Genomic DNA, 25,379 nt, shown 5'->3' on the forward strand with positions numbered 1-25,379 from the left:
GTGAAGTCACCGCGAAGTCGCCCTTGGCCCGGTGAAATCACCGCACTGGAGTTACGGCCCTGACGTTATGCGGTGAAGTTTCACGGCTGACAATTCAGCCCGTCGCACCCGGCGCCACGAAGCCGCCGCCTCGTTACGCGGCGCCGCGCTGCAGCGCCTCGCACACCGCCGTCGATTCCCTGACTCCCAGTTCCACAGCGCGCCCGCAGTGCGCGATCCAGGTCGCCATCCCGTCCGGCGTCCCCGAGAGATAGTCATCGAACGCCGCGATGTACGCCGCCCGGCCCTGCTCGGCGTGCCCCACCTCGGCGGGACAGATCGATTTCGGGTCGAGCCCGCTCCCGATCAACACGATCCGCTCGGCGGTCCGCGCGACAAGGCCGTTGTACGAACCGAAGGGGCGCAGGGCCAGCAGTTCACCGTGCACAACCGCCGCCGTCACCAACGCGGGAGCCGAAGTGCCCGAAAGGATCAGCCCGGAGAGCCCCTCCAGCCGTCCGGCCACCTCGTCGGCGTCCGGCAGCGGCGCTTCGATCAGCGGTTCGTCCACGGGTTCGCCCGTCAGCCGCGGCCGGCCGACAGCGTCCTCGGGTTCGGCACCGCCGGCCGCAACCAGATGCAGCCGCGCCAGGACACGCAAGGGCGACTGCCGCCAGATGGAGAGCAGTTGGCCCGCTTCGGCGGTCAGCCTCAGGGCCGCTCCGATCACATGCGCCTCACCGTCTCCACTGAAGTCGGTGCGTCGGCGCACCTCCTCCAGGTTCCAGTCGGCCCCGGCCAGCGCTGCCGAGCCACGGGCGCCGCGCAGCGCCGCTTCGGCGGTGACCTCGTTGCTGCGGCGCCGCATGACTCGGTGACCATAGACACGGTCGACGGCCTTGCGTACGGAGTCCACCGCATCGGCGACTCCCGGCAGGGCGCCCAGGGCGGCGAGCGGATCAGAGGCAGGCGTACTCATAGGTAGCGAGGCTACGCGCCCCCCACTCCATTACCACCCAGGAGTGGCCTTCTTCACGAAGGTGGCAACAGTCCGCGATCGCCCCGCTACCCTAGGTGAACATGAAGATCGCTTTCGTAGGGAAGGGCGGCAGCGGCAAGACCACGCTGTCCTCGCTCTTCATCCGCCACCTTGCCGCCAATGAAGCCCATGTCGTCGCGGTGGACGCGGACATCAACCAGCACCTAGGGGTCGCACTCGGCCTCGATGACCAGGAAGCCGCGGCACTCCCCGCCATGGGAGCCCAGTTGCCTCTGATCAAGGAGTATCTGCGCGGCAGCAATCCCCGTATCGCCTCCATCGAGACGATGATCAAGACGACTCCGCCCGGCGAGGGCTCGCGACTGCTGCGGGTCCGCGAGGACAACCCGATCTACGAAGCGTGCGCCCGTACGGTCCGGCTCGACGACGGGGAGATCCGGCTGATGGCCACCGGACCGTTCACCGAGTCCGATCTGGGCGTGGCGTGCTACCACTCCAAGGTCGGTGCGGTTGAGCTCTGCCTCAACCATCTCGTCGACGGCCCCGACGACTATGTCGTCGTCGACATGACAGCGGGATCGGACTCCTTCGCTTCCGGGATGTTCACCCGTTTCGACATGACGTTCCTGGTCGCCGAGCCCACCCGCAAGGGGGTCTCCGTATACCGCCAGTACAAGGAGTACGCGCGGAACTTCGGGGTCGCGCTGAAGGTCGTCGGCAACAAGGTGCAGGGCGAGGACGATCTGGAATTCCTGCGCGCCGAGGTGGGCGACGACCTGTTGGTCACCGTAGGGCACTCCGACTGGGTACGGGCTATGGAGAAGGGCCGACCCGCCCGCTTCGAGCTACTGGAGGCGGACAACCGGATGGCTCTGCAGGCGCTGCAGAACGCCGCGGAGGATTCGTACGAGCAGCGGGACTGGGAGCGATACACGCGGCAGATGGTGCACTTCCATCTGAGGAACGCGGAGAGCTGGGGCAATGAGAAGACGGGCGCCGACCTGGCCGCCCAGGTCGACCCCGCATTCGTGCTCGACGAGCGGTACGTGCAGGACGGCGCCACCCAACCGGCCTGACGGTCGGCTCAGCCAACCCGGTCGGTCGGCCCAGCCGATCTGGCCGGTCGGCGCCCCTGCCGGGAGGATGCGTTCTTTCCGCCGGGGTGCCGTCGACGTTCTTTCCCCCGGGGCGTCGTTGCTCCCTCAGGCGCCGGTTCACAGCAGCACCGGTCCTCAGCCGGAGGAAGCTCAGCTCGGTGGCCGTGCGCGGCCACCGAGCACCGTCACCGGGAGCTGTCGCTGAGCCGACGACCGCGCTGATCTGAGCCGGATCCGGCATGAGCCTTGCCGGTCCCCAATGTCCGGCTCGCTTCCGCCGCCGTGTCTCCGGCTCCGCCGAGGAACTCCGCCCAGCACTTCACCAGGGCCTGGCCGACGTCGAGCGTGCCGAGCTTCGCCAGCGTTGCCGGGTCCTGCACGTCGAGCCAATCGGCCAGTTGCCGGAAGGACACGCAGCGCGCGCCCTTCTTGGTGCAGAACGTCGCGATCGTCTCCTCGACGGCGCGCAGGTACGTGCTGCCGTTCCAGGACTCGACGTGGTTTCCGGTGATCAGCCGGGCGCTGTTCCCGCCGTACGTACGGTCGAAGGCCTGGATCAGGCCGTCGCGCATCTGGTTGCCCCAGTACTCGTGCCGGCTCGGTCGCGCTGTGTCGTACCGGACTGGCCGAACATGAAGTTGCAGTCCATCGAGAAGGTCTCGAACTTCCGCCCCGGGACCGGAACGCGCTGCATCGAGAGGTGCCAGAGACCGTCCTTATTCTTCGGCCGGACCTGGTTGTGGCCCCGCTGGAGTCGTAACGGAAGTCCATAGTCCGCGCTGCGGCGACCATATTCTTCTGCCCCACGGCCGTCGATGAGCTCCTTGTGACAGTCAAACGGAAGCGACTTCTCGCCCTTGAGGCCGAGGTCGTTGCTCTTCCAGCTCTTCACAATGGACTTGGCCTGGTCGATCTCGCTCTTCCACTGGTCGACGGACCAGGTGCCGATGCCGCCCTCGGGGCCGCAGAAGTGGCCATTGAAGTGGGTGCCGATCTCGTCGCCGTCCTCCCAGGCGCCGCGCACCTTGGGTGATGGTGTTCCGGATTCCCTCGGTGCCGTTGAAGCCGATGCCGGAGCTGCCGGCGTTGCACTTCGGCGGGTCGTAGAGTTCCCGCTTGGCTTTCGGTGGCATGTACGCGCCACTGAGGAAGTTCGTCATGTTCGCGTGGTACCTCCTCCCGACCTCACGGAAGTGCAAGAACAGCTTCTGACTGTCCTCCCCTGGGCCGTCCCACGAGAACACCACGAACTGCGAGGGCTTTTGCCCAGGCACCAAACGCTGTGCCATGGGTTGCTTCGACCGGCTGCCCGTGAAGACGGTGGAGCCGTCACCGATGAGCCGGAACACGCTCTTGGGCGCGGCTCGATGAGCGCGCTTCTTCGCTCCGGCGTCCCGGTTCGCGACGCCTGGACCGGCGGCTCCGATCCTGGATTCCGAACCGGACGAGCAGCCGGCCACCGCGACCAGCGCAACAGCCACGACACCCCAGGGCGACCCGTCCGGCAGCGGTCCTCTTCGCGGCAGCCAGCATCCGCCCACCCTTTGCAGCGAATGCGCGTCGAGGCGCCGACACGGCGCGGCCAAAGTCGCATGCGGCTTTACCGGAATCAGCGCAATAGTCCGTATGAAAAGCTCTCTATTCGCTTGAATGGGTGATCGACCGGGTCATTTGACCTCAAGTATGGACGCAAATCTTTACCCTCCATTACGATCTGTTTACTGAGCGTTGAGAAATCTCGCCACTGCAGGCCGTGACCCACGGCCGCGTCCCTCACGTTCCGCGACCACGCTGCCCCGGAGGAGACGGGAACATGCTTGCCTGCGTACCTACTCGTCATGACCGCCCACCCCGCAATTCGCGCCCACCCCGCGCCTGGGGGATCAAACGACCACACAGTCCGCCACCGCCGCGTCGCGGCGGACGATTCCGCATCACGGGCGCCGACCTTTCCGCCTCGATCACGGTCTTCCTGCTCGCCGTCCCCATGTCGCTCGGCCTCGCCGTCGCCATGGACGCCCCGCTGGAGGCCGGCCTCATCTCCGCCGCCATCGGCGGCATCGTCGCCGGCCTGCTCGGCGGCACACCCCTCCAGGTCAGCGGCCCGTCCGCCGGACTGACCGTGGTCACAGCCGAGTTGATCCAGATCTACGGCTGGCGTACCACCTGCGCGATCACCATCGGCGCCGGACTGCTGCAGATTCTGTTGGGCTCACTGCGGGCAGCGCGCAGCGCCCTCGCCGTCAGCCCCGCCATCGTGCACGGCACCCTAGCCGGAATCGGCGTGGCCATCGCGCTCGCCCAGCTGCACATCGTGCTCGGTGGCTCGCCCCAGAGTTCCGCAGTCGCCAACACTCTGGCCCTTCCCGACCAGTTGGGGCGGGTGAGCCCGGCCGCACCCCTGATCGGTCTGCTGACCATCGCCGTTCTGGTCCTGTGGCCGCGGATTCCTGGGCATATCGGCCGGGTGGTACGGCGGATCCCGGCCGCCCTCGTCGCAGTGGTGACCGCGACGGCGGTGGCCGCGTCGGTCGCGCCCGGGATCGCCCGCGTCGACCTGCCGTCCTGGCGCTCCCACGCACTGCCGGAGATGCCGCAAGGCCCCGTACTCGCCCTGGCCACCGCTGTGTTCACTGTGATGCTGGTAGCCAGTCTGGAGTCGCTGCTCGCCGCGGTGGCCGTGGACAAGCTGTCGGCCGACCGTGCCGGCGGGCGAACGGCCGCCCGCTCACAGGCCGGCCCTCCTTCGGCGTCCGCGTCGGTATCGGTACCGGCGTCGGCGCCACCCCTCACGGCCCCACCGGCCCCGCCATTCCCGCCTGTCAGACGTTCCGATCTCGACCGTGAGCTGCGCGCCCAGGGCATCGCCAACACCCTGTCCGGGCTGGTGGGCGGGCTCGCGGTGTCCGGCGGTGCGGTGCGCAGCTCGGCGAATGTGCGGGCAGGGGCGACGGGCCGCGCCTCCACCGTGCTGCACGGTGTCTGGATGGTTCTCGCCACCGGGCTGCTGGTCACCGTCCTGGAATGGATCCCGCTGGCCGCCCTCGCCGCGCTGGTCATGATGGTCGGCATCAAAATGGTGAGCTTCGCCCACATCCGCAACGTCCATAAGCATAGGGAATTCCTGGTGTACGGGGCGACGATCAGCGGCGTGATCCTCTTCGGTGTGCTCAAGGGTGTGGTGATCGGCATCGCGGCGGCGGTGGCCGTGGCACTGCACCGGCTGGCCCGGACCAGGATCACCGTGACCGATCAGGGTGAACATCATCTGATCGTGGTACGGGGCCAGTTGACGTTTCTCGCGGTGCCTCGGCTCAGTCGGACGCTCGGACAGTTACCGCAGGGCGGGGATGTCGTCGTCGAGCTGGACGGCTTCTTCATGGACCACGCGGCGTACGAGACGATCCAGGACTGGAGCCTTGCCCAGAAGGCCCACGGCGGCAGGGTCGTCTTCACCGGCAGGTCAGGCGGCCGGATCGCCGAGCCCGCCTCGTCGGCGCACTCCTGTTGCCGCCCCTGGACGCCGTGGCGGAACCATCACTGCCACGACCGGCCTGCGCAGACGCCCGAGACCCACCATGGCCCCGGCACCCCCTTCAGCGGCACCTGCACCGGCCTGGACCCCACCGCGGGCGCGGACAGGAGCTCCTCTCCCAGCACCATCGGTGCCCACGGCTCCGCCCCTGGTGTCGGTCCCGCTTCCGACACTGGAGCCCACACCACTCACACCCCGGCCACGCCGCCCGCCGCCCCACGCCGGCCCGGCGGCAACCGACTGGCCAGTGGCCTGAGTTCGTTCCAGCGCCACACCGCTCCGCTGGTGCGCGAGGAGTTGGCCCGGCTGGCTCGCGAGGGCCAGCGCCCCTCCCAGCTCTTCATCACCTGCGCGGACTCCCGCCTGGTCACCAGCATGATCACGGCAAGTGGCCCGGGCGACTTGTTCACCGTGCGGAACATCGGCAATCTGGTGCCCCCGCCGGATGCCGATTCGGGTGACGACTCGGTGGGTGCCGCGATCGAGTATGCGCTGGATGTGCTGAAGGTGGAGTCCATCACCGTGTGCGGGCACTCCGGCTGCGGTGCGATGCAGGCGCTGCTCGACGCCGAGCCCGCCCCGGACACTCCGCAGACGTCCCTGTGGCGCTGGCTGAGACACGGGCTGCCGAGCCTGGAACGGATGGCGTCCCGGCATCACGCCTGGGCACGGATCTCCGGTCGGCTGCCGACCGATGCGGTGGAGCAGCTCTGCCTCACCAACGTGGTCCAGCAGTTGGACCATCTGCGGGCCCATGAATCGGTGGCCCGGCGACTCTCCGAGGGCACGCTCCAACTGCTCGGGATGTACTTCCATGTGGGCGAAGCGCAGGCCTATCTGCTGACCGAGGGCGCGAGCGCCGGACTTGCGCTCGACGAGGTCTTCGACCGCGTGGACCCGGGCGACGCACCCGGCAACGCTTCGGCCCGGGCGACGGCCGAAGTCGAGGCCCCGGTCGAACCGCACGCCCTTGCCGACGTCCACGCCCACACCCGCACCTCGGCCGCCTCACACGGCACCGGCGACGCCGACACCCCCGAACCCACCACCACCCCGGGAGGTCCCTCCGCACCGGGCGATCCTTCGGGTCCGAGCCAGTTGGAACGTACTGGCGTCTGAACCGCATTCGCCCTCGGTCCGTGAGACCTTGTGGTCCCGACTGCGCAACACACCGTGCCACTCCGCAACGCACCGTGTCGCTCGGCCCCCGCGCCGACCGGCACGATGTCGCATCGCGTCAGCCGTACGGGGAGGCGGGACTGTGTCTCCATGCACGCCCATACACGAGACACAGGTCTAAACCAATTTCGGGCAGACACTTGTCACCCGGCCTTTGGCCTGATGAGCTATGCCCCGGGACACAACGGACACCCTGGGAATGGGAGATGTCGTGAGCAACGAAAGCTTGGCCAATCTGCTTCGTGAGGAGCGGCGGTTCGCACCGCCTGCCGATCTGGCCGCGAACGCCAACGTCAAAGCGGAGGCGTACGAGCAGGCCGAGGCGGACCGGCTGGGCTTCTGGGCCGAGCAGGCCCGTCGCCTGACCTGGGCCACGGAGCCGACCGAAACGCTCGACTGGAGCAACCCGCCCTTCGCGAAGTGGTTCGCGGACGGCAAGCTGAACGTCGCGTACAACTGCGTGGACCGCCATGTCGAGGCCGGCCATGGCGACCGGGTCGCCATCCACTTCGAGGGCGAGCCCGGCGACAGCCGCGCGATCACTTACGCCGACCTCAAGAACGAGGTCTCCCGGGCCGCGAACGCGCTCATCGAGCTCGGCGTCGGCAAGGGCGACCGGGTCGCCGTCTATCTGCCGATGATCCCCGAGGCCGCCATCGCGATGCTGGCCTGCGCCCGCATCGGCGCCGCGCACTCGGTGGTCTTCGGCGGCTTCTCCGCCGACGCCATCGCCGCCCGTATCCAGGACGCGGACGCCAAGGTCGTGATCACCAGCGACGGTGGTTACCGCCGGGGCAAGCCGTCCGCGCTCAAGCCCGCCGTGGACGAGGCCGTCTCCCGTATCGACAGCGTCGAGCATGTCCTGGTGGTGCGACGCACCGGCCAGGACACCGCCTGGACCGAGGGCCGCGACGTCTGGTGGCACGAGATCACCGGCCGGCAGTCCGCCGAGCACACCCCCGAGGCGTTCGACGCGGAGCAGCCGCTCTTCGTCCTGTACACCTCCGGCACCACGGGAAAGCCGAAGGGCATCCTGCACACCTCCGGTGGCTACCTCACGCAGGTCGCGTACACCCACCACGCGGTCTTCGACCTCAAGCCGGAGACCGACGTCTTCTGGTGCACCGCCGACATCGGCTGGGTGACCGGCCACTCGTACATCGTCTACGGCCCGCTGGCCAACGGCGCGACGCAGGTCATGTACGAGGGCACGCCCGACACCCCGCACCAGGGACGCTTCTGGGAGATCGTGCAGAAGTACGGCGTCACGATCCTCTACACCGCGCCGACCGCGATCCGTACGTTCATGAAGTGGGGTGACGACATCCCCGCCAAGTTCGACCTGAGCAGCCTTCGCGTCCTTGGTTCGGTCGGTGAGCCGATCAACCCCGAGGCGTGGATGTGGTATCGCAAGCACATCGGCGCCGACAAGTGCCCGATCGTGGACACCTGGTGGCAGACCGAGACCGGCGCGATGATGATCGCGCCGCTGCCGGGCGTGACGGAGACCAAGCCGGGAAGCGCCCAGCGCGCCCTGCCCGGCATCTCCGCCACGGTTGTCGACGACGAGGCCAACGAGGTTCCGAACGGCGGGGGCGGCTACCTCGTCCTCACCGAGCCGTGGCCGTCGATGCTCCGCACCATCTGGGGCGACGACCAGCGTTTCATCGACACCTACTGGTCCCGCTTCGAAGGCAAGTACTTCGCGGGCGACGGCGCCAAGAAGGACGAGGACGGCGACATCTGGCTGCTCGGCCGGGTCGACGACGTGATGCTCGTGTCCGGGCACAACATCTCGACCACCGAGGTCGAGTCGGCGCTCGTGTCGCATCCGTCGGTCGCCGAGGCCGCCGTGGTCGGTGCCGCCGACGAGACGACCGGCCAGGCCATCGTGGCGTTCGTGATACTGCGCGGTACGGCTGCGGCCTCCGACGAGCTCGTCGTGGAGCTGCGCAACCACGTCGGTGCGACGCTCGGCCCGATCGCCAAGCCGAAGCGGATCCTGCCCGTTGCCGAGCTGCCGAAGACCCGCTCGGGCAAGATCATGCGTCGTCTGCTGCGTGACGTCGCCGAGAACCGCGAGCTGGGCGACGTCACGACGCTCACCGACTCCTCGGTGATGGAGCTCATCCAGACGCAGCTGCCCTCCTCCTCCGAGGACTGAGCCCAGGTTCCGCTCCTCGGAGGACTGGACCAGGCTCGCTCCTCCGAGGCCGGGCGCAGGTTCCGCCTCCGGCGCGCCTGCAAGGGACCGACTTGCAGTGAGTACGTCCCCGAGGGGCATCCGGCATCGCGCCGGGTGCCCCTCGGACATTTAAGGTGAAGATCACCGGATACAGGCCCGCACAGCCCAGGTACAGTGGCAGGCGCATCAACAAATCAATAAGAAATCTCCACAGGGTGTGCCGGGAAGTCTGGTCGGCAAGTGCATCAGCCATGCCATCGCTGCCGTACCGACCCGGAGGTCCCCCCTCGTGGCCGCGCCCACCCCCGCACCCCCTTCCTCCTCGTCCCGCCGTACCTTTCTCGGGCGTCTGTCCCTCCCTGAGCGGAACTACCTCGCGGATGCCCTGCGCACCGAGACCGTCGGCGGCGTCATCCTGCTGGTCGCCGCGGTAGCGGCCCTCGTGTGGGCGAACACCTTCGGTTCCGGTTACGCGGCCGTCAGCGACTTCCACTTCGGTCCCGGTTCGCTGGGCCTCAACCTCTCCGTGGAGCACTGGGCGGCGGACGGGCTGCTCGCGGTCTTCTTCTTCGTCGCGGGCGTCGAACTGAAGCGGGAACTGGTCGCGGGTGAATTGCGCGACCCCAAGGCGGCCGCCCTCCCCGTCGTCGCCGCGCTGTGCGGAATGGTGGCTCCGGCCGTCGTCTACACCCTCGTGGCCCTGACCGGCGGCGGTTCCACGGGCGGCTGGGCCGTCCCCACCGCCACCGACATCGCCTTTGCCCTCGCCGTCCTCGCGGTCATCGGGACGTCGCTGCCGAACGCGCTGCGCGCCTTCCTGCTGACCCTCGCCGTCGTCGACGACCTCTTCGCGATCCTGATCATCGCGGTCTTCTTCACCGAGAAGATCAACTTCATGGCGCTCGTCGGCGCCTTCATCGGCCTCGCCGTCTTCTATCTGCTGCTGCGCAGGAACGTGCACGGCTGGTACATCTACGTACCGCTCGCCCTGGTCATCTGGGGTCTGATGTACAACAGCGGCATCCACGCCACGATCGCAGGTGTCGCCATGGGCCTGATGCTCCGCTGCACGCGGCGGGACGGCGAGACCCACTCCCCCGGCGAGCACATCGAGCACCTGCTCCGTCCGCTGTCGGCCGGTGTCGCCGTACCGCTGTTCGCCCTCTTCTCCGCCGGGGTCTCCCTCTCCGGCGGCGCGCTGGCGGGCGTCTTCACCCGGCCCGAGACGCTCGGTGTCGCACTGGGGCTCGTCGTCGGCAAGACGATAGGCATCTTCGGCGGTACGTGGCTGGCCACCCGCTTCACCAAGGCGGAGCTGAACAAGGACCTGGCCTGGGCGGATGTCTTCGCGGTCGCCTCGCTCGCCGGGATCGGCTTCACCGTCTCCCTGCTCATCGGCGAGCTGGCCTTCGTCGGTGACGAGGCCATGATCAATGAGATCAAGGCCGCCGTGCTGCTCGGCTCCCTGACGGCCGCCGTGCTCTCCGGCGTACTACTCAAACTCCGGGTACGCAAATACCGGACGCTGCACGAGGAAGAGGAGCGCGACGAGGACGAGGACGGCGTGCCCGACGTCTACGAGCAGGAGGACCCGCAGTACCACCTGCGGATGGCCGCGATCTACGAGAAGAAAGCGGCCGAGCACCGTCGCCTTGCCCAACTGGCGGGGGCAGCGAGCGTCAAGCCGGACAGTCCGGCATGATCTGACACCAGATGTGTTGAGCTGGAGAGCAGAAGAGGGAGTCAGGGATGAGCGACCCCGGCAGCAACGCGGGCAGCACCGACCGCAGTCTCGGACAGCTGGTCGCCGCGGCGACGGCCGAGATGTCCGCACTGGTGCACGACGAGATCGCCCTGGCCAAGGCCGAAATGCGACAGGACGTCAAGCGCGGCGCCACCGGGAGTGCGGCGTTCGTCATCGCGGGCGTGCTGGTTCTGTTCGCGATCCCGGTGCTGAGCTTCGCGGCGGCGTACGGAATCCACAACCTGGGACTCGGCCTCGCGTGGTCGTTCCTGATCGTGGGCGCAGCCTTCATCGTGCTGGGCGTGCTGCTCGCGCTGTTCGCCAAAGCCAAGTTCAAGAAGGTGAAGCCACCGGAGAAGTCCATCGCTTCGGCCAAGCAGACGGCGGCCGTGCTGCAGGGCGTCAAGCCGCACCCGCGGCCCGCCGTCACGGCGGGGCCGAGCCATCCGGCGGTCGTGGGCAGCACGCTGGCGGACAAGGCTCTGGAGAAGTCTCCGGTCCAGGACAAGGCGCCCGCTGTGGCACGCTCGTCCACATGACGGTCCCCGATTCCAGCGCATCCGACCCAGAAGGCCCGGAAGGCTCAGTTGGCCCGGAAGATCAGGCAAGCCGAGTAAGTCAGGTGGATCAGGCAAGCCAGGTGAGCCAGGTAGGCCCGGACGGCTTCAGCGTGCCCCGGTCACATGGTTCACCCGACCCGGCAGGCGTGGCGGGCCAGAAGGGCGCGGCCGGTCCGCCGGGCCCGACGGGCGTGGCCGGTGCCGGGGGGGCCGTGCGGATCGACGGGCCGTGGACCCACCGGGACGTGGCGGCCAACGGCGCCCGCTTCCACATCGCCGAGCTCGGCGAGGGGCCGCTGGTGCTGCTGCTGCACGGCTTTCCGCAGTTCTGGTGGACCTGGCGTCATCAGCTCACCGCACTCGCAGACGCCGGTTTCCGTGCCGTGGCGATGGATCTGCGCGGCGTCGGCGGCAGCGACCGTACGCCCCGGGGTTACGACCCCGCCAACCTGGCACTCGACATCACCGGCGTCGTCCGCTCGCTCGGCGAACCGGACGCAGCACTGGTCGGCCATGACATGGGCGGCTACCTGGCCTGGACGGCCGCGGTGATGCGGCCGAAGCTGGTGCGCCGCCTCGTGGTCTCCTCGATGCCGCATCCACGCCGCTGGCGCTCGTCGATGCTCTCCGACTTCGCGCAGTCCCGGGCAGGCTCGTACGTCTGGGGTTTCCAGCGCCCGTGGGTGCCGGAGCGTCAGCTCGTCGCGGACGACGCGTCGTTGGTGGGCCGGCTGATCCACGACTGGTCGGGCCCCCGGACCCCGGAGTTCCCCGACGCCGCGGCGATCGACGTCTACCGCCGCGCGATGTGCATTCCGTCGACGGCGCACTGCTCGATCGAGCCGTACCGCTGGATGGTCCGCTCCCTGGCCCGTCCGGACGGAATCCAGTTCAACCGGCGGATGAAGCGGCCGGTGCGGGTGCCCACACTGCACCTGCACGGTTCACTCGATCCGGCGATCCGTACGCGGAGCGCGGCCGGGTCCGGCGAGTACGTCGAAGCGCCGTACCGTTGGCGACTTTTCGACGGCCTGGGACACTTCCCGCACGAGGAGGATCCGGCCGGTTTCTCGGCCGAACTCATCAACTGGCTCAAGGATCCTGAGCCCGACCGGTAGCCGTGCGGCACAGTTGTCCGACGAACAGCCAATTGCCCGGCGCATAAGCCAATTGGCTGGCGGATGGGCGGTTACCGACCATGAGGCACGGGCAGACGTCGAGGTATGGGCTGGACGCACGACTTCGGTGACGCAGCACGCAACCGTCGCTCGACCGCCACTGCGGGTCCGAGCATTCATGAGGGGGGCGGCCCCCAGGGCCGGGTGCAAGATATGCATGTTCTGCATGATCCCCGGCTCGGTATCCCACGCATTCTGCGCCGTCGGGCCCGCTGGGTCTCGGCGCGATTGCGCCATCCACGCGGATGAGATCCGCCCCGGCCGACCGGTGAGCGTTCACCGGCCGGGCGGGACTTCCACCGCTCTTCCCCGGCTGCCACCGGTCAGCACACGTGGATCGTCGGCGCACGCTCCGTATACCTGAAACGACCCCACCGAGCAGGTGGGGTCGCTCGGTGCGACCCGCGTGCCAGGTGGGGTCGCTCGGTGCGACCGCGCGCGCCTAGAGCGCGCACGCCTGGCTGTCGACCTGCTGGTTGGCGGCGCGGCCGTGCGCGATGTCCTGGCGGATCTCGTCGGCCGTCAGCGCGTAACCGGTGTCCGGGTCATCGCGCGACTTAGCGAAGACGACCCCGTACACCTTGCCGTCGGGGGTCAGCAGCGGTCCGCCCGAGTTGCCCTGACGTACCGTCGCGAAGAGCGAGTACACATCGCGGCGGACGGTGCCCCGGTGGTAGATGTCCGGGCCGTCGGCGTCGATACGGCCCCGGACGCGCGCGGCACGTACGTCGTACGAGCCGTTCTCCGGGAAGCCCGCGACGATGGCGCTGTTCCCGGTCCGGGCGTCGTGATCGGTGTCGGTGAACTTCAGCGGCTTCGCGTCGAGGTCCGGGACGTCGAGTACGGCGATGTCGCGCTGCCAGTCGTAGAGGACGACCTTCGCGTCGTACAGCCGTCCCTGGCCGCCGATCTGAACGGTCGGCTCGTCGACGCCGCCGACGACATGGGCGTTGGTCATCACCCGGCGGTCGGAGAAGACGAAGCCGGTGCCTTCGAGGACCTTGCCGCAGCTCGGGGCCGTACCGACGACCTTGACGATGGACTCCTTGGCGCGGGCCGCGACAGGGCTGCCGACCAGCGCCGGGTCCGGGGCCCTGACCTCGGTGATCGGCTCGTCGGCGAAGGGGCTGAAGACCTGCGGGAAGCCGTTCTGCGCGAGGACCGAGGAGAAGTCCGTGAACCAGGTGGAGGCCTGGGTGGGCATCACGCGGGAGATGCCGAGCAGGACCGAGGAGCTACGGACCTCCTTGCCCAGCGTCGGCAGTGAGGTACCGGCCAGTGCCGAGCCGATCAGCCAGGCGACCAGCAGCATCGCGACCACGTTGACCAGGGCGCCGCCGGTGGCGTCGAGGGCTCGCGCGGGCGACCACGTGATGTATCTGCGGAGCTTGTTTCCCAGATGGGTGGTGAAAGCCTGCCCCACCGAGGCACAGACGATCACGATGATGACGGCGACGACGGCTGCCGTCGACGAGACCTCGGAACCGTTCGTCAGCTGGTCCCACAGGACCGGCAGCAGATAGACGGCGACGAGACCGCCGCCCAGGAACCCGATCACCGACAGGATGCCGACGACGAACCCCTGGCGATAACCGATGACCGCGAACCACACAGCGCCGGCCAGCAGCAGGATGTCCAGCACGTTCACCGTCTATAGCCTCGCAGATTCGTCACCGGGCCCGGGCCTTCGGCTGGGTCCGGGCACGGCCCGGACAGCACAGCACGGGGGTCAGCCTGTCATGCACGCCAGTCGAGCGGCACCTGCTTGGCGGTGTCCCACGGGCGCTCCCACCCCGCGAAGTGCAGGATCCGGTCGATCACTCCGGCCGTGAAACCCCAGACCAAAGCGGATTCGACCAGAAATGCCGGGCCTCGGTGGCCGCTCGGATGGACCGTGGTCGCGCGGTTGGCCGGATCCGTGAGATCCGCCACGGGAACGGTGAAGACCCGGGCGGTCTCACCCGGATCGACGACGCCGACCGGGCTCGGCGACCGCCACCAGCCGAGAACCGGTGTCACGACGAAGCCGCTCACGGGGATGTAGAGCCGGGGCAGCACGGCGAAGAGCTGAACCCCGCGCGGATCGAGGCCGGTCTCCTCCTGGGCTTCCCGCAGAGCGGCCCTGAGCGGCCCTGTGGTCGCCTGGTCGCCGTCCTCCGGGTCCAGGGCGCCGCCGGGGAAGGACGGCTGCCCAGCGTGGGAACGCAGGCTTCCGGATCGCTCCATGAGGAGCAGTTCGGGGCCGCGCTCGCCCTCCCCGAACAGTACGAGTACGGCGGACTGCCGCCCGGCGCCGCTCTCGGGCGGCAGAAAGCGGCTGAGCTGGTCCGGCTTGATGGTCTGCGCGGCGCGGGCCACGGGCATGAGCCAGTCGGGCAGGCCCTCGGTCGTGACGGTGATGGCACCGCCGTGACCGTCGCCTGCCGGAGCAGCGGCCGCTGCTGCTGCGACCGCAGCCGCGGGGCTGAAGGACGCGGGGCCTACCGTCGCGCGGTGGACCGCCACGGGATGCACCACCATGGGTGCGACTGCCGCTTCCGCGATCTGCTCGTCCGCGATCTGCTCGTCCGCAACCTGCTCGTGCGCGTCTTGCTCGTGCGCGTCTTGCTCGTGCGCGTTCTGTTGGTGTGTGTGCTGTTCGTGCGTGCTCTGTTCGTGCGTCTTCATAGGCACCCCTCGTCTCACAACGCCTGTCGTCACGCATTTCGTTCCGGAGCGAACGCCCGTGGGTCAGTCGGCTCCCAAGGCCGGCGCGGGCTTGCCCGGGTAGTCCGGCGGCGGACTCAGCCGCTGACCGGGCTGGCCGCCCATCTCGTACTTCAGCAGCTTCCTGGCCTTCTCCGGGTCCGTCTCGCCCTCCCCGTACGCGGGGCAGAGCGGGGCGATCGGGCAGGCCCCGCAAGCGGGCTTGCGGGCGTGGCAGATGCGGCGGCCGTGGAAGATCACGCGGTGGGAGAGCATCGTCCACTCGCTCTTGGGGAAGATCGCGCCGATCTCGGCCTCGATCTTTTCCGGGGCCTCCTGTTCCGTCCACTTCCAGCGGCGGACCAGACGCGCGAAATGGGTGTCGACGGTGATACCCGGTACGCCGAAGGCATTCCCGAGCACAACGTTGGCGGTCTTGCGGCCGACCCCCGGCAGCGTGACGAGATCGGCGAGACGTCCCGGTACCTCGCCACCGAAATTGTCCCTGATCGCCACGGAGAGGCCTATCAGCGACTTCGCCTTGGCCCGGAAGAAGCCGGTCGGGCGGATGAGCTCTTCCAATTCCTCGGGAACGGCCGCCGCCATGTCCTCGGGGGTGGGACAGGCGGCGAAAAGAGCGGGAGTGGTCTGATTGACCCTCAGGTCGGTGGTCTGGGCGGAGAGGACCGTGGCGACGAGGAGCTCGAAGGGGTTCCTGAAGTCCAGCTCGGGGTGGGCGTACGGGTAGAGCTCGGCGAGCTCACGGTTGATCCTGCGGGCGCGGCGGACCATCGCCAGATGCGATTCCGGTTTCGCACCGGCTTTCACCCCGGGCTTCGCGGACCCAGCCGACTTAGCGGGCTTCACGGACGCCACGGGCTTCACGGACGTCGCGGACTTCGCTCCGCCCTTCGGAGCCTGCCCGACCGAAGGGCGTTTTGTCGCTTTTTTCGGGCGACTCGCACTCTGTTCGCCCACAGCGGAATCATGACCTCCCGACACCCCATCAGCCCCCTTGGCCTGCACTCTCACCGGCGATTTGGACACCCAGCCAGCCTAGAGCCACGCACTGACATCCGCCCCGGTCACCACGTATCCGCCCCCGATCGGCCCCCTGCCGCACGGTTCGGCACGCCCGTGCGTCAAACTGGTTTGTGATTGATCGCACTGTTTTACCGTCCGGCATGATGGGGACCACGGTTCCCTGAACAGGCCGACAAGGAGAGAACTCGTGGACGACGTTCTGCGGCGCGCCCCGCTTTTCGCGGCGCTCGATGATGAGCAGGCCGCGGAGCTCCGCGCCTCGATGAGTGAGGTGACCCTCGCACGCGGCGACGCACTCTTCCACGAGGGCGACCCGGGCGACCGCCTCTATGTGGTCACCGAGGGCAAGGTGAAGCTCCACCGCACCTCGCCGGACGGGCGCGAGAACATGCTGGCGGTCCTCGGCCCCGGCGAGCTGATCGGCGAGCTGTCGCTCTTCGACCCGGGACCGCGCACCGCGACCGCGACCGCGCTGACCGAGGTCAAGCTCCTCGGTCTCGGTCACGGCGACCTCCAGCCCTGGCTGAATGTCCGCCCCGAGGTGGCCACGGCCCTGCTGCGCGCCGTCGCCCGTCGGCTGCGCAAGACCAACGATCAGATGTCCGACCTGGTCTTCTCGGACGTACCGGGTCGTGTCGCCCGCGCCCTCCTCGACCTGTCGCGCCGCTTCGGCGTCCAGTCGGAGGAAGGCATCCATGTCGTCCACGACCTGACCCAGGAAGAGCTGGCCCAGCTGGTCGGCGCATCCCGCGAGACGGTCAACAAGGCGCTCGCCGACTTCGCCGGACGCGGCTGGCTGCGCCTGGAGGCGCGCGCCGTGATCCTGCTGGACGTGGAGCGCCTGGCGAAGCGGTCCCGCTAGCCGGCCGACCGTCCCGTCGGCCGACCGATCTGCCGGCGGGACGGAGCGCCCGACTGGACGCCGTCTCCGTACGCAAGGCCCTGCTACGCGGCCCCGCCGCGCGGCAGGGCCTTGCGCGTATCCGTCCTGGCTAGATCAGGCCGTGCTCCCCCAGGTACTCCAGCTGCGCCAGCACTGAAAGTTCCGCCGCGGGCCACAGGGACCGGTCCACGTCCGCGTACACCTGCGCCACCACCTCCGGCGCCGTCCGGTACCCCGCCTCGACCGCCGTCTCCACCTGCGCCAGCCGGTGCGCGCGGTGTGCGAGGTAGAACTCGACCGCGCCCTGCGCGTCATCCAGCACCGGGCCGTGTCCCGGCAGCACCGTGTGCACGCCGTCGTCGACCGTCAGCGACCGCAGCCTCCGCAGCGAGTCCAGGTAATCGCCGAGCCGCCCGTCCGGATGCGCGACGACCGTCGTGCCGCGCCCGAGGATCGTGTCCCCTGTCAGCACCGCCCGGTCGGCCGGCAGGTGGAAGGAGAGCGAGTCCGCGGTGTGCCCCGGGGTCGGCACGACGCGCAGCTCCAGCCCCCCGGTGGTGATCACATCGCCCGCGGTCAGCCCCTCGTCGCCGAGGCGCAGCGCCGGGTCCAGGGCGCGCACCTTCGTTCGGGTCAGCTCGCCGAAGCGTGCCGCGCCCTCCGCGTGGTCGGGGTGCCCATGGGTGAGCAGGGTGAGCGCGATCCGGCGGCCCGCCCGCTCGGCGGTGTCGATGACGGCCCGCAGATGTATGTCGTCCAGCGGCCCCGGATCGATGACGACCGCGAGGTCGGAATCGGGCTCGGCGACGATCCAGGTGTTGGTGCCGTCCAGCGTCATCGGCGAGGCGTTGGGGGCCAGCACGTTGACGGTACGGGTGGTGGCCTGCCCGGACAGGACTCCGCCGCGTGGCTGTCCGGGCAGCGCGTGCGCGTCGCTCATCCCGCTTCACCTCCCGCACCACCCGCACCACCGGCACCACTGGCACCACCGGCACCACCGGCACCAGCAGGGCCGCTCGAGATGTGCTTGGTGAACTCGTCGTGTCCCGGCCAGCTCAGCACCAACTCGTCACCCTCCAGCCGCGCCTGTGCGAGTACCGGGGTGAGGTCCTGGGAATCCGCCGCCTTCAGGGCCTCGGCGGCTGTCCCGTACGGTCTGAGCGCCCGCAGCGTCGACACGGTCGGCGGCATCATCAGCAGCTCGCCCCGGTCGTAGCCGTCGGCCGCCTCGCCGGGCCCGATCCACACCGTGCGGTCGGCCTCCGTGGAGGCGTTGCGGGTGCGCTGGCCCTCGGGGAGCGCGGCGACGAAGAACCACGTGTCGTAGCGGCGCGGCTCGAATTCGGGGGTGATCCAGCGCGCCCAGGCGCCCAGCAGATCGGATCGCAGCACCAGGCCCCGCCGGTCCAGGAACTCCGCGAAGGAGAGCTCGCGCGCGACCAGTGCCTCGCGATCGGCATCCCAGTCGGCGCCGGTGGTGTCGCTGACGACCGTGTCGGCGGTCGGGCCGGCGAGGAGGACGCCCGCCTCCTCGTACGTCTCGCGGACCGCCGCGCAGACGATGGCCTGAGCCTCGGCCGGCGTATCGACGCCGAGCCGCACGGCCCAGCTCTCCAGCGCGGGTCCGGCCCAGCCGACGAGCCGGTCGTCGTCACGCGGGTCGACTCCGCCACCCGGGTAGGCGTACGCGCCGCCGGCAAAGGCCATGGAGGCGCGGCGGCGCAGCATGTGGACCGCTGGGCCGCCCTCGGTGCTCGTGGCAGGGTCCCGGAGCAGCATCACGGTGGCGGCCCGCCTCGGGGTCGCGGCCGTCAGCTCGCCCGCGGCGAGTGCCCGGATCCGGTCGGGCCATTCCGGTGGGTACCACTGACCATTGGACATGGCCGGAGGCTATCCGGAACCGCGCCGATGTTCGAGAGGCATGTTGATCCGTACATGCCCGGTACACACATGATCCCGTCCGGTCGCCGCGACCGGACGGGATCAGAGAATCGGGCGGCGGACGTACGGTTCGAGCCTCACCGCACCGCGGCGGACGTGCAGCTCGAGCCGCACCGCCCCGGCCAGCACCTCAAGCCCCCGCCGCCCCCACCAGAGGACCTACCGCTCAGGCGTCAACCAGCTCGACCTGGACCTCGACCTCCACCGGCGCGTCCAGCGGCAGCACCGCGACGCCCACCGCGCTGCGCGCGTGCACGCCCTTGTCGCCGAGGACCGCGCCCAGCAGCTCGCTGGCGCCATTGATCACGGCGGGCTGCCCGGTGAAGTCGGATGCCGAGGCGACGAAGCCCACGACCTTCACGACCCGTGCGATCCGGTCCAGATCGCCCGCGACGGACTTCACCGCGGCCAGCGCGTTGAGCGCGCAGGTCTTCGCCAGTTCCTTGGCCTCCTCGGCCGTGACCTCTCCACCGACCTTGCCGGTGACCGCGAGCTTGCCGTCCACCATCGGCAGCTGACCGGAGGTGTACACGTACACCCCCGACCGCACGGCCGGCTGGTACGAGGCCAGCGGTGGTACGACGTCCGGCAGCGTCAGCCCGAGCTCGGCGAGCTTCGCCTCGACGGCGCCCGCCACTACGCCTTCTCCCGCTTCAGGTAGGCCACGAGCTGCTCGGGGTTGTTCGGGCCGGGAACGACCTGGACCAGCTCCCAGCCGTCCTCGCCCCAGGTGTCCAGAATCTGCTTGGTCGCGTGCACGAGAAGGGGCACGGTCGCGTATTCCCACTTGGTCATGGCCCGACTGTAATGCCTGGCACGCACAGCCTCGTGCGTAGCCCGCGGCCCGACTGGTTAGGCTCGAATACGTGAGCAGGTTCCAGGTCGTCAGCGGCAAGGGTGGTACCGGTAAGACCACGGTCGCCGCCGCCCTCGCGCTCGCCCTCGCGACCGAGGGCAGGCGCACCCTCCTCGTGGAGGTCGAGGGCAGGCAGGGCATCGCCCAGCTCTTCGAGACGGAGTCCCTTCCGTACGAGGAACGCCAGATCGCCGTCGCACCGGGTGGCGGCGAGGTGTACGCCCTCGCGATCGACGCCGAACGCGCCCTTCTCGACTACCTCCAGATGTTCTACAAGCTCGGCAGCGCGGGCCGCGCCCTCAAGAAGCTCGGCGCGATCGACTTCGCCACCACCATCGCGCCCGGCGTACGGGACGTGCTGCTGACCGGCAAGGCCTGCGAAGCCGTACGCCGCAAGGACAAGCAGAACCGGTACGTCTACGACTACGTGATCATGGACGCCCCGCCCACCGGACGCATCACCCGCTTCCTCAATGTGAACGACGAGGTGGCGGGGCTGGCCCGGATCGGCCCGATACACAATCAGGCGCAGGCCGTGATGCGGGTGCTGAAGTCCCCGGAGACCGCGGTCCATCTGGTGACGCTGCTGGAGGAGATGCCGGTCCAGGAGACCGCGGACGGCATCGCGGAACTGCGGGCGGCCGAACTGCCGGTCGGCCGGGTCATCGTGAACATGGTGCGCCCGCATCTACTGGACGAGGATGCGCTGCGCACCGCCGCCGGCGGCCGCCGCAAGGAGATCGCCAAGGCGCTGACGCGGGCGGGCGTGACCGGCTCCGCGGGGCTCGTGCGTCCCCTGGTCGAGCAGGCCGCCGAGCATGCCCAGCGGGTCGAGCTGGAGCGCGAACAGCGTGCGGTGCTCGCGGACCTGGAGCTGCCGGGATACGAACTCCCGCTGATCGGCGAGGGCATGGACCCGGCAGGTCTGTACGACCTGGCGACCGAACTCCGCAAGCAGGGCGTGGGCGACGGGGAGGGACAGGGACAAGGGGTGGGCACATGAGACAGGACGCGGACACGGCCGGAGCCACCGCCACGGACCCGCGCACGGCCGCTACCGCAACCACCGCCGCGACCACAGCAGCCGACCCCGACCCCGCACCCGCGCTGGACACCGACGCGCTGCTCGACGACCCCGGCATCCGGATCGTCGTGTGCTGCGGTTCGGGCGGAGTCGGCAAGACCACGACCGCCGCGGCGCTGGGCGTACGGGCGGCCGAGCGCGGTCGTAAGGTCGTTGTCCTGACCATCGACCCGGCCCGCAGGCTCGCCCAGTCCATGGGCATCGACTCGCTGGACAACGTCCCGCGCCAGGTGCCGGGCATCACGGGCGAGGGCGCCGGGGAACTGCACGCGATGATGCTCGACATGAAGCGGACCTTCGACGAGATCGTCGAGGCACACGCGGACGGCGAGCGGGCCCGCGCGATCTTGGAGAACCCCTTCTACCAGTCCCTGTCGGCCGGTTTCGCAGGCACGCAGGAGTACATGGCGATGGAGAAGCTCGGCCAGCTGCGCGCGCGCAACGAGTGGGACCTGATCATCGTGGACACCCCGCCGTCGCGCTCCGCGCTGGACTTCCTGGACGCGCCGAAGCGGCTCGGTTCGTTCCTGGACGGAAAGTTCATCAAACTGCTGATGGCCCCGGCAAAGATGGGCGGCCGGGCGGGGATGAAGTTCCTCAACGTGGGCATGTCGATGATGACCGGCACCCTCGGCAAGCTGCTCGGCGGTCAATTCCTGCGCGACGTACAGACTTTCGTGGCGGCGATGGACACCATGTTCGGCGGCTTCCGCACCCGGGCCGATGCCACGTACAAACTGCTGCAGGCACCCGGCACGGCGTTCCTCGTCGTCGCGACGCCTGAACGGGACGCGCTGCGCGAGGCGGCGTATTTCGTGGAACGACTGGCCGCTGAGGAGATGCCGCTGGCCGGTCTGGTGCTCAACCGCGTCCATGACAGCGGCGCCGCCCGGCTCTCCGCCGAGCGCGCCCTGGCAGCCGCAGAAAATCTTGACGGGGTCTGCATTGTGGATCAGCCGTCAGGGAAGGCTGGACTTGGTGACCCGACCGACTGCTCGGTCGCGCCTCCCGAAACCGTTGGCACCTCGAATACCTCCCCCGCAGCCCTTCCTGACCGTTCCGAGCACGAGACCGAGCACGAGGACACCGAAGACCGCGAACCAGACCCGGATACAGATCCGGATACAGATCCAGCAGAAGACCAGGAAACAGATCCTGAGGCCGCTTCCGTCGAGCAGCTGACCGCAGGCCTGTTGCGGCTGCACGCGGAACGAATGCAGGTAGTCGCGCGCGAACAGCACACACGCGACCGCTTCACCGCGCTGCATCCCGAGGTAGCCGTGACCGAAGTGGCCGCGCTGCCCGGTGACGTACATGACCTCGCGGGGCTCCGGGCCATCGGAGACCGGCTCGCGACCGGTTCCGCCCCGGCCGGAGCTGCGTAGCCGCCCGTCCGCCTCTATCCCACCGCGGCGTACCTCTCGTGCAGTTCGTCGTCGTCCAGCCCGATCGCCACGGGCAGGATGCCCGCGGACTGCTCGTACTCGCTGCGCGCGGTCTCCAACAGCCGGCGCCACGACGTGACGGTGGGCCGCCTGCGCAGCAGTGCGCGGCGCTCCCGCTCCGTCATTCCGCCCCACACGCCGAATTCGACGCGATTGTCCAGCGCGTCGGCCAGGCACTCGGTCCGCACCGGGCATCCGGTGCACACCGCCTTGGCTCTGTTCTGCGCTGCCCCTTGTACGAACAGTTCATCCGGATCGGTAGTGCGGCAGGCTGCCTGCGCACTCCAGTCGGTTACCCAGCCCATCACGGCGCCGTCCTCTCCCGAATCGAGGCTCCCCCACGGCGGTAGCGGCATATTCACCGCTGCCAGTTGAGGACGTTACGGAAGGCGGCGACAGCACAACACCCCCTTCGGGCCCAATCTTGGATGGCCCGAACGGACTATGCGTATGCGGCAGATCACCCAGGGGAGTGAGGTGAGGACATACGGGAATATCCCCGCAAAATCGGGACAGTTCTCCCGGATCACAACGGACTTTCACTGACACAGGAGGCGAATTCGGGAGCGCCTGAACACATGGCCGGATCGCGCGCGGGGGTTGATACGGAACGGGACTGCTGTGACAGTTGAGAGCAGCTTAGGCCAAGGCATATACGTGTGTCCGGCGAATGAGAACGTAGGCTGCCCCCATGCCAAAGAAGCGCTCGGGCGGGGGTCTCACGACGACCCAGCAGGCCGCCAAGTTCCTCGGTGTCGCCGCACTTTCCGGAGTTGTGCTCGCGGGCATCGCACTGCCGGCCGCCGGAGCACTGGGTCTTGCCACCAAGGGGACGGTCGAGGGGTTCGACGAGATCCCGGCCAATCTCCAGACTCCGCCGCTGAGCCAGCGCACCACGATCCTGGACAGCAAAGGCGGAATGATCGCCTCGGTGTATTCGCGCGACCGCACAGTGGTCGAGCTGAAGGACATCTCGCCGTACATGCAGAAGGCGATAGTCGCGATCGAGGACGCCCGCTTCTACAAGCACGGGGCCGTCGACCTCAAGGGCATCCTGCGGGCGCTGAACCGCAATGTGCAGTCGGGCGGGACCGCGCAGGGTGCGTCGACGCTCACGCAGCAGTACGTGAAGAACGTCTTCGTCGAGGAGGCCGGTGACGACCCGGACAAGGTCGCCCAGGCCACCCAGCAGACCCTGGGCCGCAAGATCCAGGAGCTGAAGTACGCGATCCAGGTCGAGGAGAAGCTCGGCAAGAAGCGGATCCTGACGAATTACCTGAACATCACCTTCTTCGGGCAGCAGGCGTACGGCGTCGAGGCCGCCTCCCAGCGCTACTTCTCCAAGTCGGCGAAGGACCTGACGCTGGAGGAGGCCGCGCTGCTGGCCGGCATCGTTCAGTCGCCGAGCCGCTACGACCCGGTCAACGACCCGGCGGAGGCGACCAAGCGCCGTAACACCGTGCTCCAGCGGATGGCCGACGTCGGTGACGTCACACAGGCCGAGGCCGACAAGGCGATGGCGACCCCCATCAAGCTGAAGGTGAAGAAGCCGAAGAACGGCTGTATCACCGCCGTCAGTGGCGCGGGCTTCTTCTGTGACTACGTACGCAACGTCTTCCTCACCGATCCGGCCTTCGGCAAGACCAAGGAGGACCGGGCCAAGATCTGGAACCGGGGCGGTCTGACGATACGGACGACGCTCGACCCGCAGTCCCAGCAGTCGGTGCAGGCCTCGATCAAGAGCCATGTCTACAAGTCGGACAAGGTCGCGACGGCCGTGACACTGGTCCAGCCGGGTACCGGCAAGATCATGGGCATGGGCCAGTCCAAGCCGTACGGCTTCGGGCCCAACGAGACCCAGTACAACTACTCGGTCAACAAGGACATGGGCGGCTCGAACTTCGGCTTCCCGACCGGATCCACGTTCAAGCCGTTCGTGGCGGCCGCCGCCATAGCGCAGGGGAAGCCCGCCACCCAGGTCTACTCGTCACCGTACGAGATGCCCTATCCGTCGATGCAGACCTGCGACAAGCCGTACGTGAACCTGGACGGCGCGCGGGTACCGAACGAGAACGAGTCGGAGCGCGGTCCGTACGCGCTGAAGGAGGCGATGGCCAAGTCAGTCAACACCTACTTCATCCAGATGGTGGAGGACATCGGCCTCTGCCCCGTGACACAGATGACCGACAAGCTCGGCGTGGTCCAGGGCAACGGTGAAAAGCTCCCCCAGTCCCCCGCCATCGCACTCGGCTCGAAGGGGCTCTCTCCACTGACGATGGCCGGTGCGTACGCCGCTTTCGCCAACCGCGGCACGTACTGCACGCCGGTCGCCATCGAGTCGGTCAGGACCGCGGACGGCACCTCGCTCCCCGTACCGAAGACCAGCTGCTCGCGGGCGATGACGGAGACGACGGCCGACACCATCAACACCCTGCTGCGCGGCGTGGTCGACTCCGGTACCGGTCAGCAGGCGGGCCTCACCAGCCGCGACAACGCGGGCAAGACCGGTACGACCGACTTCCGTAAGAACGCCTGGTTCGTCGGCTACACGCCGAACATGTCCGGCGCTGTCTGGGTCGGCAGTCCGACCCAGACAGTCGAAATGGTGAACATCACCATCGGCGGCGTCTACCAGGCCAAGGTCTACGGCGGACAGGTCCCCGGACCGATCTGGCGGGACGCGATGACAGGCGCCCTCGATGGCGTGGTCGCCCCCTCCTTCAATACCGTCGACATCCCCGATCCGCAGCCGGAAAAGGACGACGAGGGGGACAGGGGCAGGCCGGGCCCCGGCGGCGCCAAGCCCGGCAAGCCCGGCAAGAAGCCCGGCGACAAGAACCCGTTCCCCGGCGCCAGCTTCCCGCCGAACATGATCGGCGGGAACACGGGTGGCCACCGCGGCCAGACCAACGGTGGCACTCAGGGTCCCTGACCCGTACGGCTCACGCACACGAAGGTGGGGCGCCCGGGCCGAGATGCTTCCC

20 protein-coding genes and 1 pseudogene are annotated in these 25,379 nt (G+C 68.8%); 11 read left to right on the forward strand and 10 right to left on the reverse strand.

The annotated features are described in order from the left end of the window. Nucleotides 1-133: 133 nt before the first annotated feature. A complete protein-coding gene (locus tag ACFU8Q_RS07355; RefSeq protein WP_384449093.1) occupies nt 134-958 on the reverse strand; it encodes an oxidoreductase in 825 nt (274 codons plus the stop codon). A gap of 101 nt (nt 959-1,059) precedes the next feature. Here ACFU8Q_RS07355 and ACFU8Q_RS07360 point away from each other — a divergent pair, with 101 nt between their 5' ends. Next, on the forward strand, nt 1,060-2,055 hold the full coding sequence (locus ACFU8Q_RS07360; protein WP_384449096.1) for an ATP-binding protein: 996 nt from the start codon (nt 1,060-1,062) through the stop codon (nt 2,053-2,055). A gap of 206 nt (nt 2,056-2,261) precedes the next feature. Here the strand turns inward: ACFU8Q_RS07360 and ACFU8Q_RS07365 are convergent. Continuing rightward, a pseudogene (locus tag ACFU8Q_RS07365) lies at nt 2,262-3,425 on the reverse strand (hypothetical protein). 464 nt (nt 3,426-3,889) lie between these two features. Here ACFU8Q_RS07365 and ACFU8Q_RS07370 point away from each other — a divergent pair. The 6 genes from ACFU8Q_RS07370 (at nt 3,890) to ACFU8Q_RS07395 (ending at nt 12,706) form a co-directional block, all read left to right on the forward strand. Next, the gene (locus ACFU8Q_RS07370) at nt 3,890-6,730 is read left to right on the forward strand and encodes a bifunctional SulP family inorganic anion transporter/carbonic anhydrase (protein ID WP_384449099.1); all 2,841 of its coding nucleotides are present in this window, start codon (nt 3,890-3,892) and stop codon (nt 6,728-6,730) included. Between the two features lie 229 nt (nt 6,731-6,959). After that, on the forward strand, nt 6,960-8,954 hold the full coding sequence (acs, locus tag ACFU8Q_RS07375; protein WP_384449102.1) for an acetate--CoA ligase: 1,995 nt from the start codon (nt 6,960-6,962) through the stop codon (nt 8,952-8,954). 310 nt (nt 8,955-9,264) lie between these two features. Then, nucleotides 9,265-10,677: a Na+/H+ antiporter NhaA gene (gene nhaA / locus ACFU8Q_RS07380; protein ID WP_384449104.1), complete on the forward strand. Its 1,413-nt coding sequence runs from the start codon at nt 9,265-9,267 to the stop codon at nt 10,675-10,677. A gap of 47 nt (nt 10,678-10,724) precedes the next feature. Further along, nucleotides 10,725-11,258, forward strand: a complete 534-nt coding sequence (locus ACFU8Q_RS07385) for a phage holin family protein (RefSeq protein ID WP_384449107.1) — start codon at nt 10,725-10,727, stop codon at nt 11,256-11,258. Continuing rightward, nucleotides 11,255-12,397, forward strand: a complete 1,143-nt coding sequence (locus ACFU8Q_RS07390; protein ID WP_384449110.1) for an alpha/beta fold hydrolase — start codon at nt 11,255-11,257, stop codon at nt 12,395-12,397. Before ACFU8Q_RS07385 ends, ACFU8Q_RS07390 begins: the two co-directional genes overlap by 4 nt. 105 nt (nt 12,398-12,502) lie before the next feature. Continuing rightward, nucleotides 12,503-12,706: a hypothetical protein gene (locus ACFU8Q_RS07395; protein ID WP_384449113.1), complete on the forward strand. Its 204-nt coding sequence runs from the start codon at nt 12,503-12,505 to the stop codon at nt 12,704-12,706. 193 nt (nt 12,707-12,899) lie between these two features. Here the strand turns inward: ACFU8Q_RS07395 and ACFU8Q_RS07400 are convergent, their stop codons facing one another. The 3 genes from ACFU8Q_RS07400 to nth all read right to left on the reverse strand — a co-directional run bounded on the left by ACFU8Q_RS07400 (nt 12,900) and on the right by nth (nt 16,009). Continuing rightward, nucleotides 12,900-14,105 carry a MarP family serine protease gene (locus ACFU8Q_RS07400; RefSeq protein WP_384449116.1) on the reverse strand — a complete coding sequence of 402 codons (1,206 nt, stop codon included), beginning with the start codon at nt 14,103-14,105 and terminating at the stop codon, nt 12,900-12,902. An 89-nt stretch (nt 14,106-14,194) separates the two neighbouring features. Beyond that, nucleotides 14,195-14,821, reverse strand: a complete 627-nt coding sequence (locus ACFU8Q_RS07405) for an NUDIX hydrolase (RefSeq protein WP_384449138.1) — start codon at nt 14,819-14,821, stop codon at nt 14,195-14,197. Between the two features lie 366 nt (nt 14,822-15,187). Further along, nucleotides 15,188-16,009 carry an endonuclease III gene (gene nth, locus ACFU8Q_RS07410; RefSeq protein WP_384449118.1) on the reverse strand — a complete coding sequence of 274 codons (822 nt, stop codon included), beginning with the start codon at nt 16,007-16,009 and terminating at the stop codon, nt 15,188-15,190. A gap of 364 nt (nt 16,010-16,373) precedes the next feature. Between nth and ACFU8Q_RS07415 the strand changes: the two genes are divergently transcribed. After that, a complete protein-coding gene (locus ACFU8Q_RS07415) occupies nt 16,374-17,048 on the forward strand; it encodes a Crp/Fnr family transcriptional regulator (protein ID WP_123460131.1) in 675 nt (224 codons plus the stop codon). Nucleotides 17,049-17,178: 130 nt separating this feature from the next. Here the strand turns inward: ACFU8Q_RS07415 and ACFU8Q_RS07420 are convergent, their stop codons facing one another. The 4 genes from ACFU8Q_RS07420 to ACFU8Q_RS07435 all read right to left on the reverse strand — a co-directional run bounded on the left by ACFU8Q_RS07420 (nt 17,179) and on the right by ACFU8Q_RS07435 (nt 19,805). Continuing rightward, entirely contained in the window at nt 17,179-18,009 is an 831-nt protein-coding gene (locus tag ACFU8Q_RS07420) for an MBL fold metallo-hydrolase (RefSeq protein ID WP_384449121.1), read from the reverse strand. After that, on the reverse strand, nt 18,006-18,950 hold the full coding sequence (locus ACFU8Q_RS07425) for an NUDIX hydrolase (protein ID WP_384449124.1): 945 nt from the start codon (nt 18,948-18,950) through the stop codon (nt 18,006-18,008). Before ACFU8Q_RS07425 ends, ACFU8Q_RS07420 begins: the two co-directional genes overlap by 4 nt. A gap of 226 nt (nt 18,951-19,176) precedes the next feature. After that, nucleotides 19,177-19,647 carry a RidA family protein gene (locus ACFU8Q_RS07430; RefSeq protein ID WP_384449127.1) on the reverse strand — a complete coding sequence of 157 codons (471 nt, stop codon included), beginning with the start codon at nt 19,645-19,647 and terminating at the stop codon, nt 19,177-19,179. Then, nucleotides 19,647-19,805, reverse strand: a complete 159-nt coding sequence (locus tag ACFU8Q_RS07435; RefSeq protein ID WP_003967454.1) for a DUF4177 domain-containing protein — start codon at nt 19,803-19,805, stop codon at nt 19,647-19,649. Before ACFU8Q_RS07435 ends, ACFU8Q_RS07430 begins: the two co-directional genes overlap by 1 nt. 71 nt (nt 19,806-19,876) lie before the next feature. Here ACFU8Q_RS07435 and ACFU8Q_RS07440 point away from each other — a divergent pair, with 71 nt between their 5' ends. Further along, nucleotides 19,877-20,869 carry an ArsA family ATPase gene (locus tag ACFU8Q_RS07440; RefSeq protein ID WP_384449130.1) on the forward strand — a complete coding sequence of 331 codons (993 nt, stop codon included), beginning with the start codon at nt 19,877-19,879 and terminating at the stop codon, nt 20,867-20,869. Beyond that, entirely contained in the window at nt 20,866-22,335 is a 1,470-nt protein-coding gene (locus ACFU8Q_RS07445; RefSeq protein ID WP_384449132.1) for an ArsA family ATPase, read from the forward strand. The genes ACFU8Q_RS07440 and ACFU8Q_RS07445 overlap by 4 nt, the downstream gene beginning before the upstream one ends. Before the next feature lie 14 nt (nt 22,336-22,349). Here the strand turns inward: ACFU8Q_RS07445 and ACFU8Q_RS07450 are convergent, their stop codons facing one another. Then, nucleotides 22,350-22,700 carry a WhiB family transcriptional regulator gene (locus ACFU8Q_RS07450; protein ID WP_187438703.1) on the reverse strand — a complete coding sequence of 117 codons (351 nt, stop codon included), beginning with the start codon at nt 22,698-22,700 and terminating at the stop codon, nt 22,350-22,352. Between the two features lie 386 nt (nt 22,701-23,086). Between ACFU8Q_RS07450 and ACFU8Q_RS07455 the strand changes: the two genes are divergently transcribed. Continuing rightward, nucleotides 23,087-25,327, forward strand: a complete 2,241-nt coding sequence (locus ACFU8Q_RS07455) for a transglycosylase domain-containing protein (protein ID WP_384449135.1) — start codon at nt 23,087-23,089, stop codon at nt 25,325-25,327. The last annotated feature ends 52 nt before the right edge of the window (nt 25,328-25,379 follow it).

It is taken from the genome of Streptomyces sp. NPDC057543, assembly GCF_042801895.1.
Lineage (GTDB): Bacteria > Actinomycetota > Actinomycetes > Streptomycetales > Streptomycetaceae > Streptomyces.

What these genes read in the sequence shown, in the direction of transcription:
- ACFU8Q_RS07420 (WP_384449121.1), bottom strand. Translation starts at nt 18,009, where the DNA reads ATGAGCGACGCGCACGCGCTGCCCGGACAGCCACGCGGCGGAGTCCTG.
- ACFU8Q_RS07395 (WP_384449113.1), top strand. Translation starts at nt 12,503, where the DNA reads ATGGGCTGGACGCACGACTTCGGTGACGCAGCACGCAACCGTCGCTCG.
- ACFU8Q_RS07390 (WP_384449110.1), top strand. Translation starts at nt 11,255, where the DNA reads ATGACGGTCCCCGATTCCAGCGCATCCGACCCAGAAGGCCCGGAAGGC.
- ACFU8Q_RS07450 (WP_187438703.1), bottom strand. Translation starts at nt 22,700, where the DNA reads ATGGGCTGGGTAACCGACTGGAGTGCGCAGGCAGCCTGCCGCACTACC.
- ACFU8Q_RS07360 (WP_384449096.1), top strand. Translation starts at nt 1,060, where the DNA reads ATGAAGATCGCTTTCGTAGGGAAGGGCGGCAGCGGCAAGACCACGCTG.
- acs (WP_384449102.1), top strand. Translation starts at nt 6,960, where the DNA reads ATGCCCCGGGACACAACGGACACCCTGGGAATGGGAGATGTCGTGAGC.
- ACFU8Q_RS07355 (WP_384449093.1), bottom strand. Translation starts at nt 958, where the DNA reads ATGAGTACGCCTGCCTCTGATCCGCTCGCCGCCCTGGGCGCCCTGCCG.
- ACFU8Q_RS07435 (WP_003967454.1), bottom strand. Translation starts at nt 19,805, where the DNA reads ATGACCAAGTGGGAATACGCGACCGTGCCCCTTCTCGTGCACGCGACC.
- ACFU8Q_RS07455 (WP_384449135.1), top strand. Translation starts at nt 23,087, where the DNA reads ATGCCAAAGAAGCGCTCGGGCGGGGGTCTCACGACGACCCAGCAGGCC.
- ACFU8Q_RS07405 (WP_384449138.1), bottom strand. Translation starts at nt 14,821, where the DNA reads ATGCCCGTGGCCCGCGCCGCGCAGACCATCAAGCCGGACCAGCTCAGC.
- ACFU8Q_RS07425 (WP_384449124.1), bottom strand. Translation starts at nt 18,950, where the DNA reads ATGTCCAATGGTCAGTGGTACCCACCGGAATGGCCCGACCGGATCCGG.
- ACFU8Q_RS07385 (WP_384449107.1), top strand. Translation starts at nt 10,725, where the DNA reads ATGAGCGACCCCGGCAGCAACGCGGGCAGCACCGACCGCAGTCTCGGA.
- ACFU8Q_RS07445 (WP_384449132.1), top strand. Translation starts at nt 20,866, where the DNA reads ATGAGACAGGACGCGGACACGGCCGGAGCCACCGCCACGGACCCGCGC.
- ACFU8Q_RS07370 (WP_384449099.1), top strand. Translation starts at nt 3,890, where the DNA reads ATGCTTGCCTGCGTACCTACTCGTCATGACCGCCCACCCCGCAATTCG.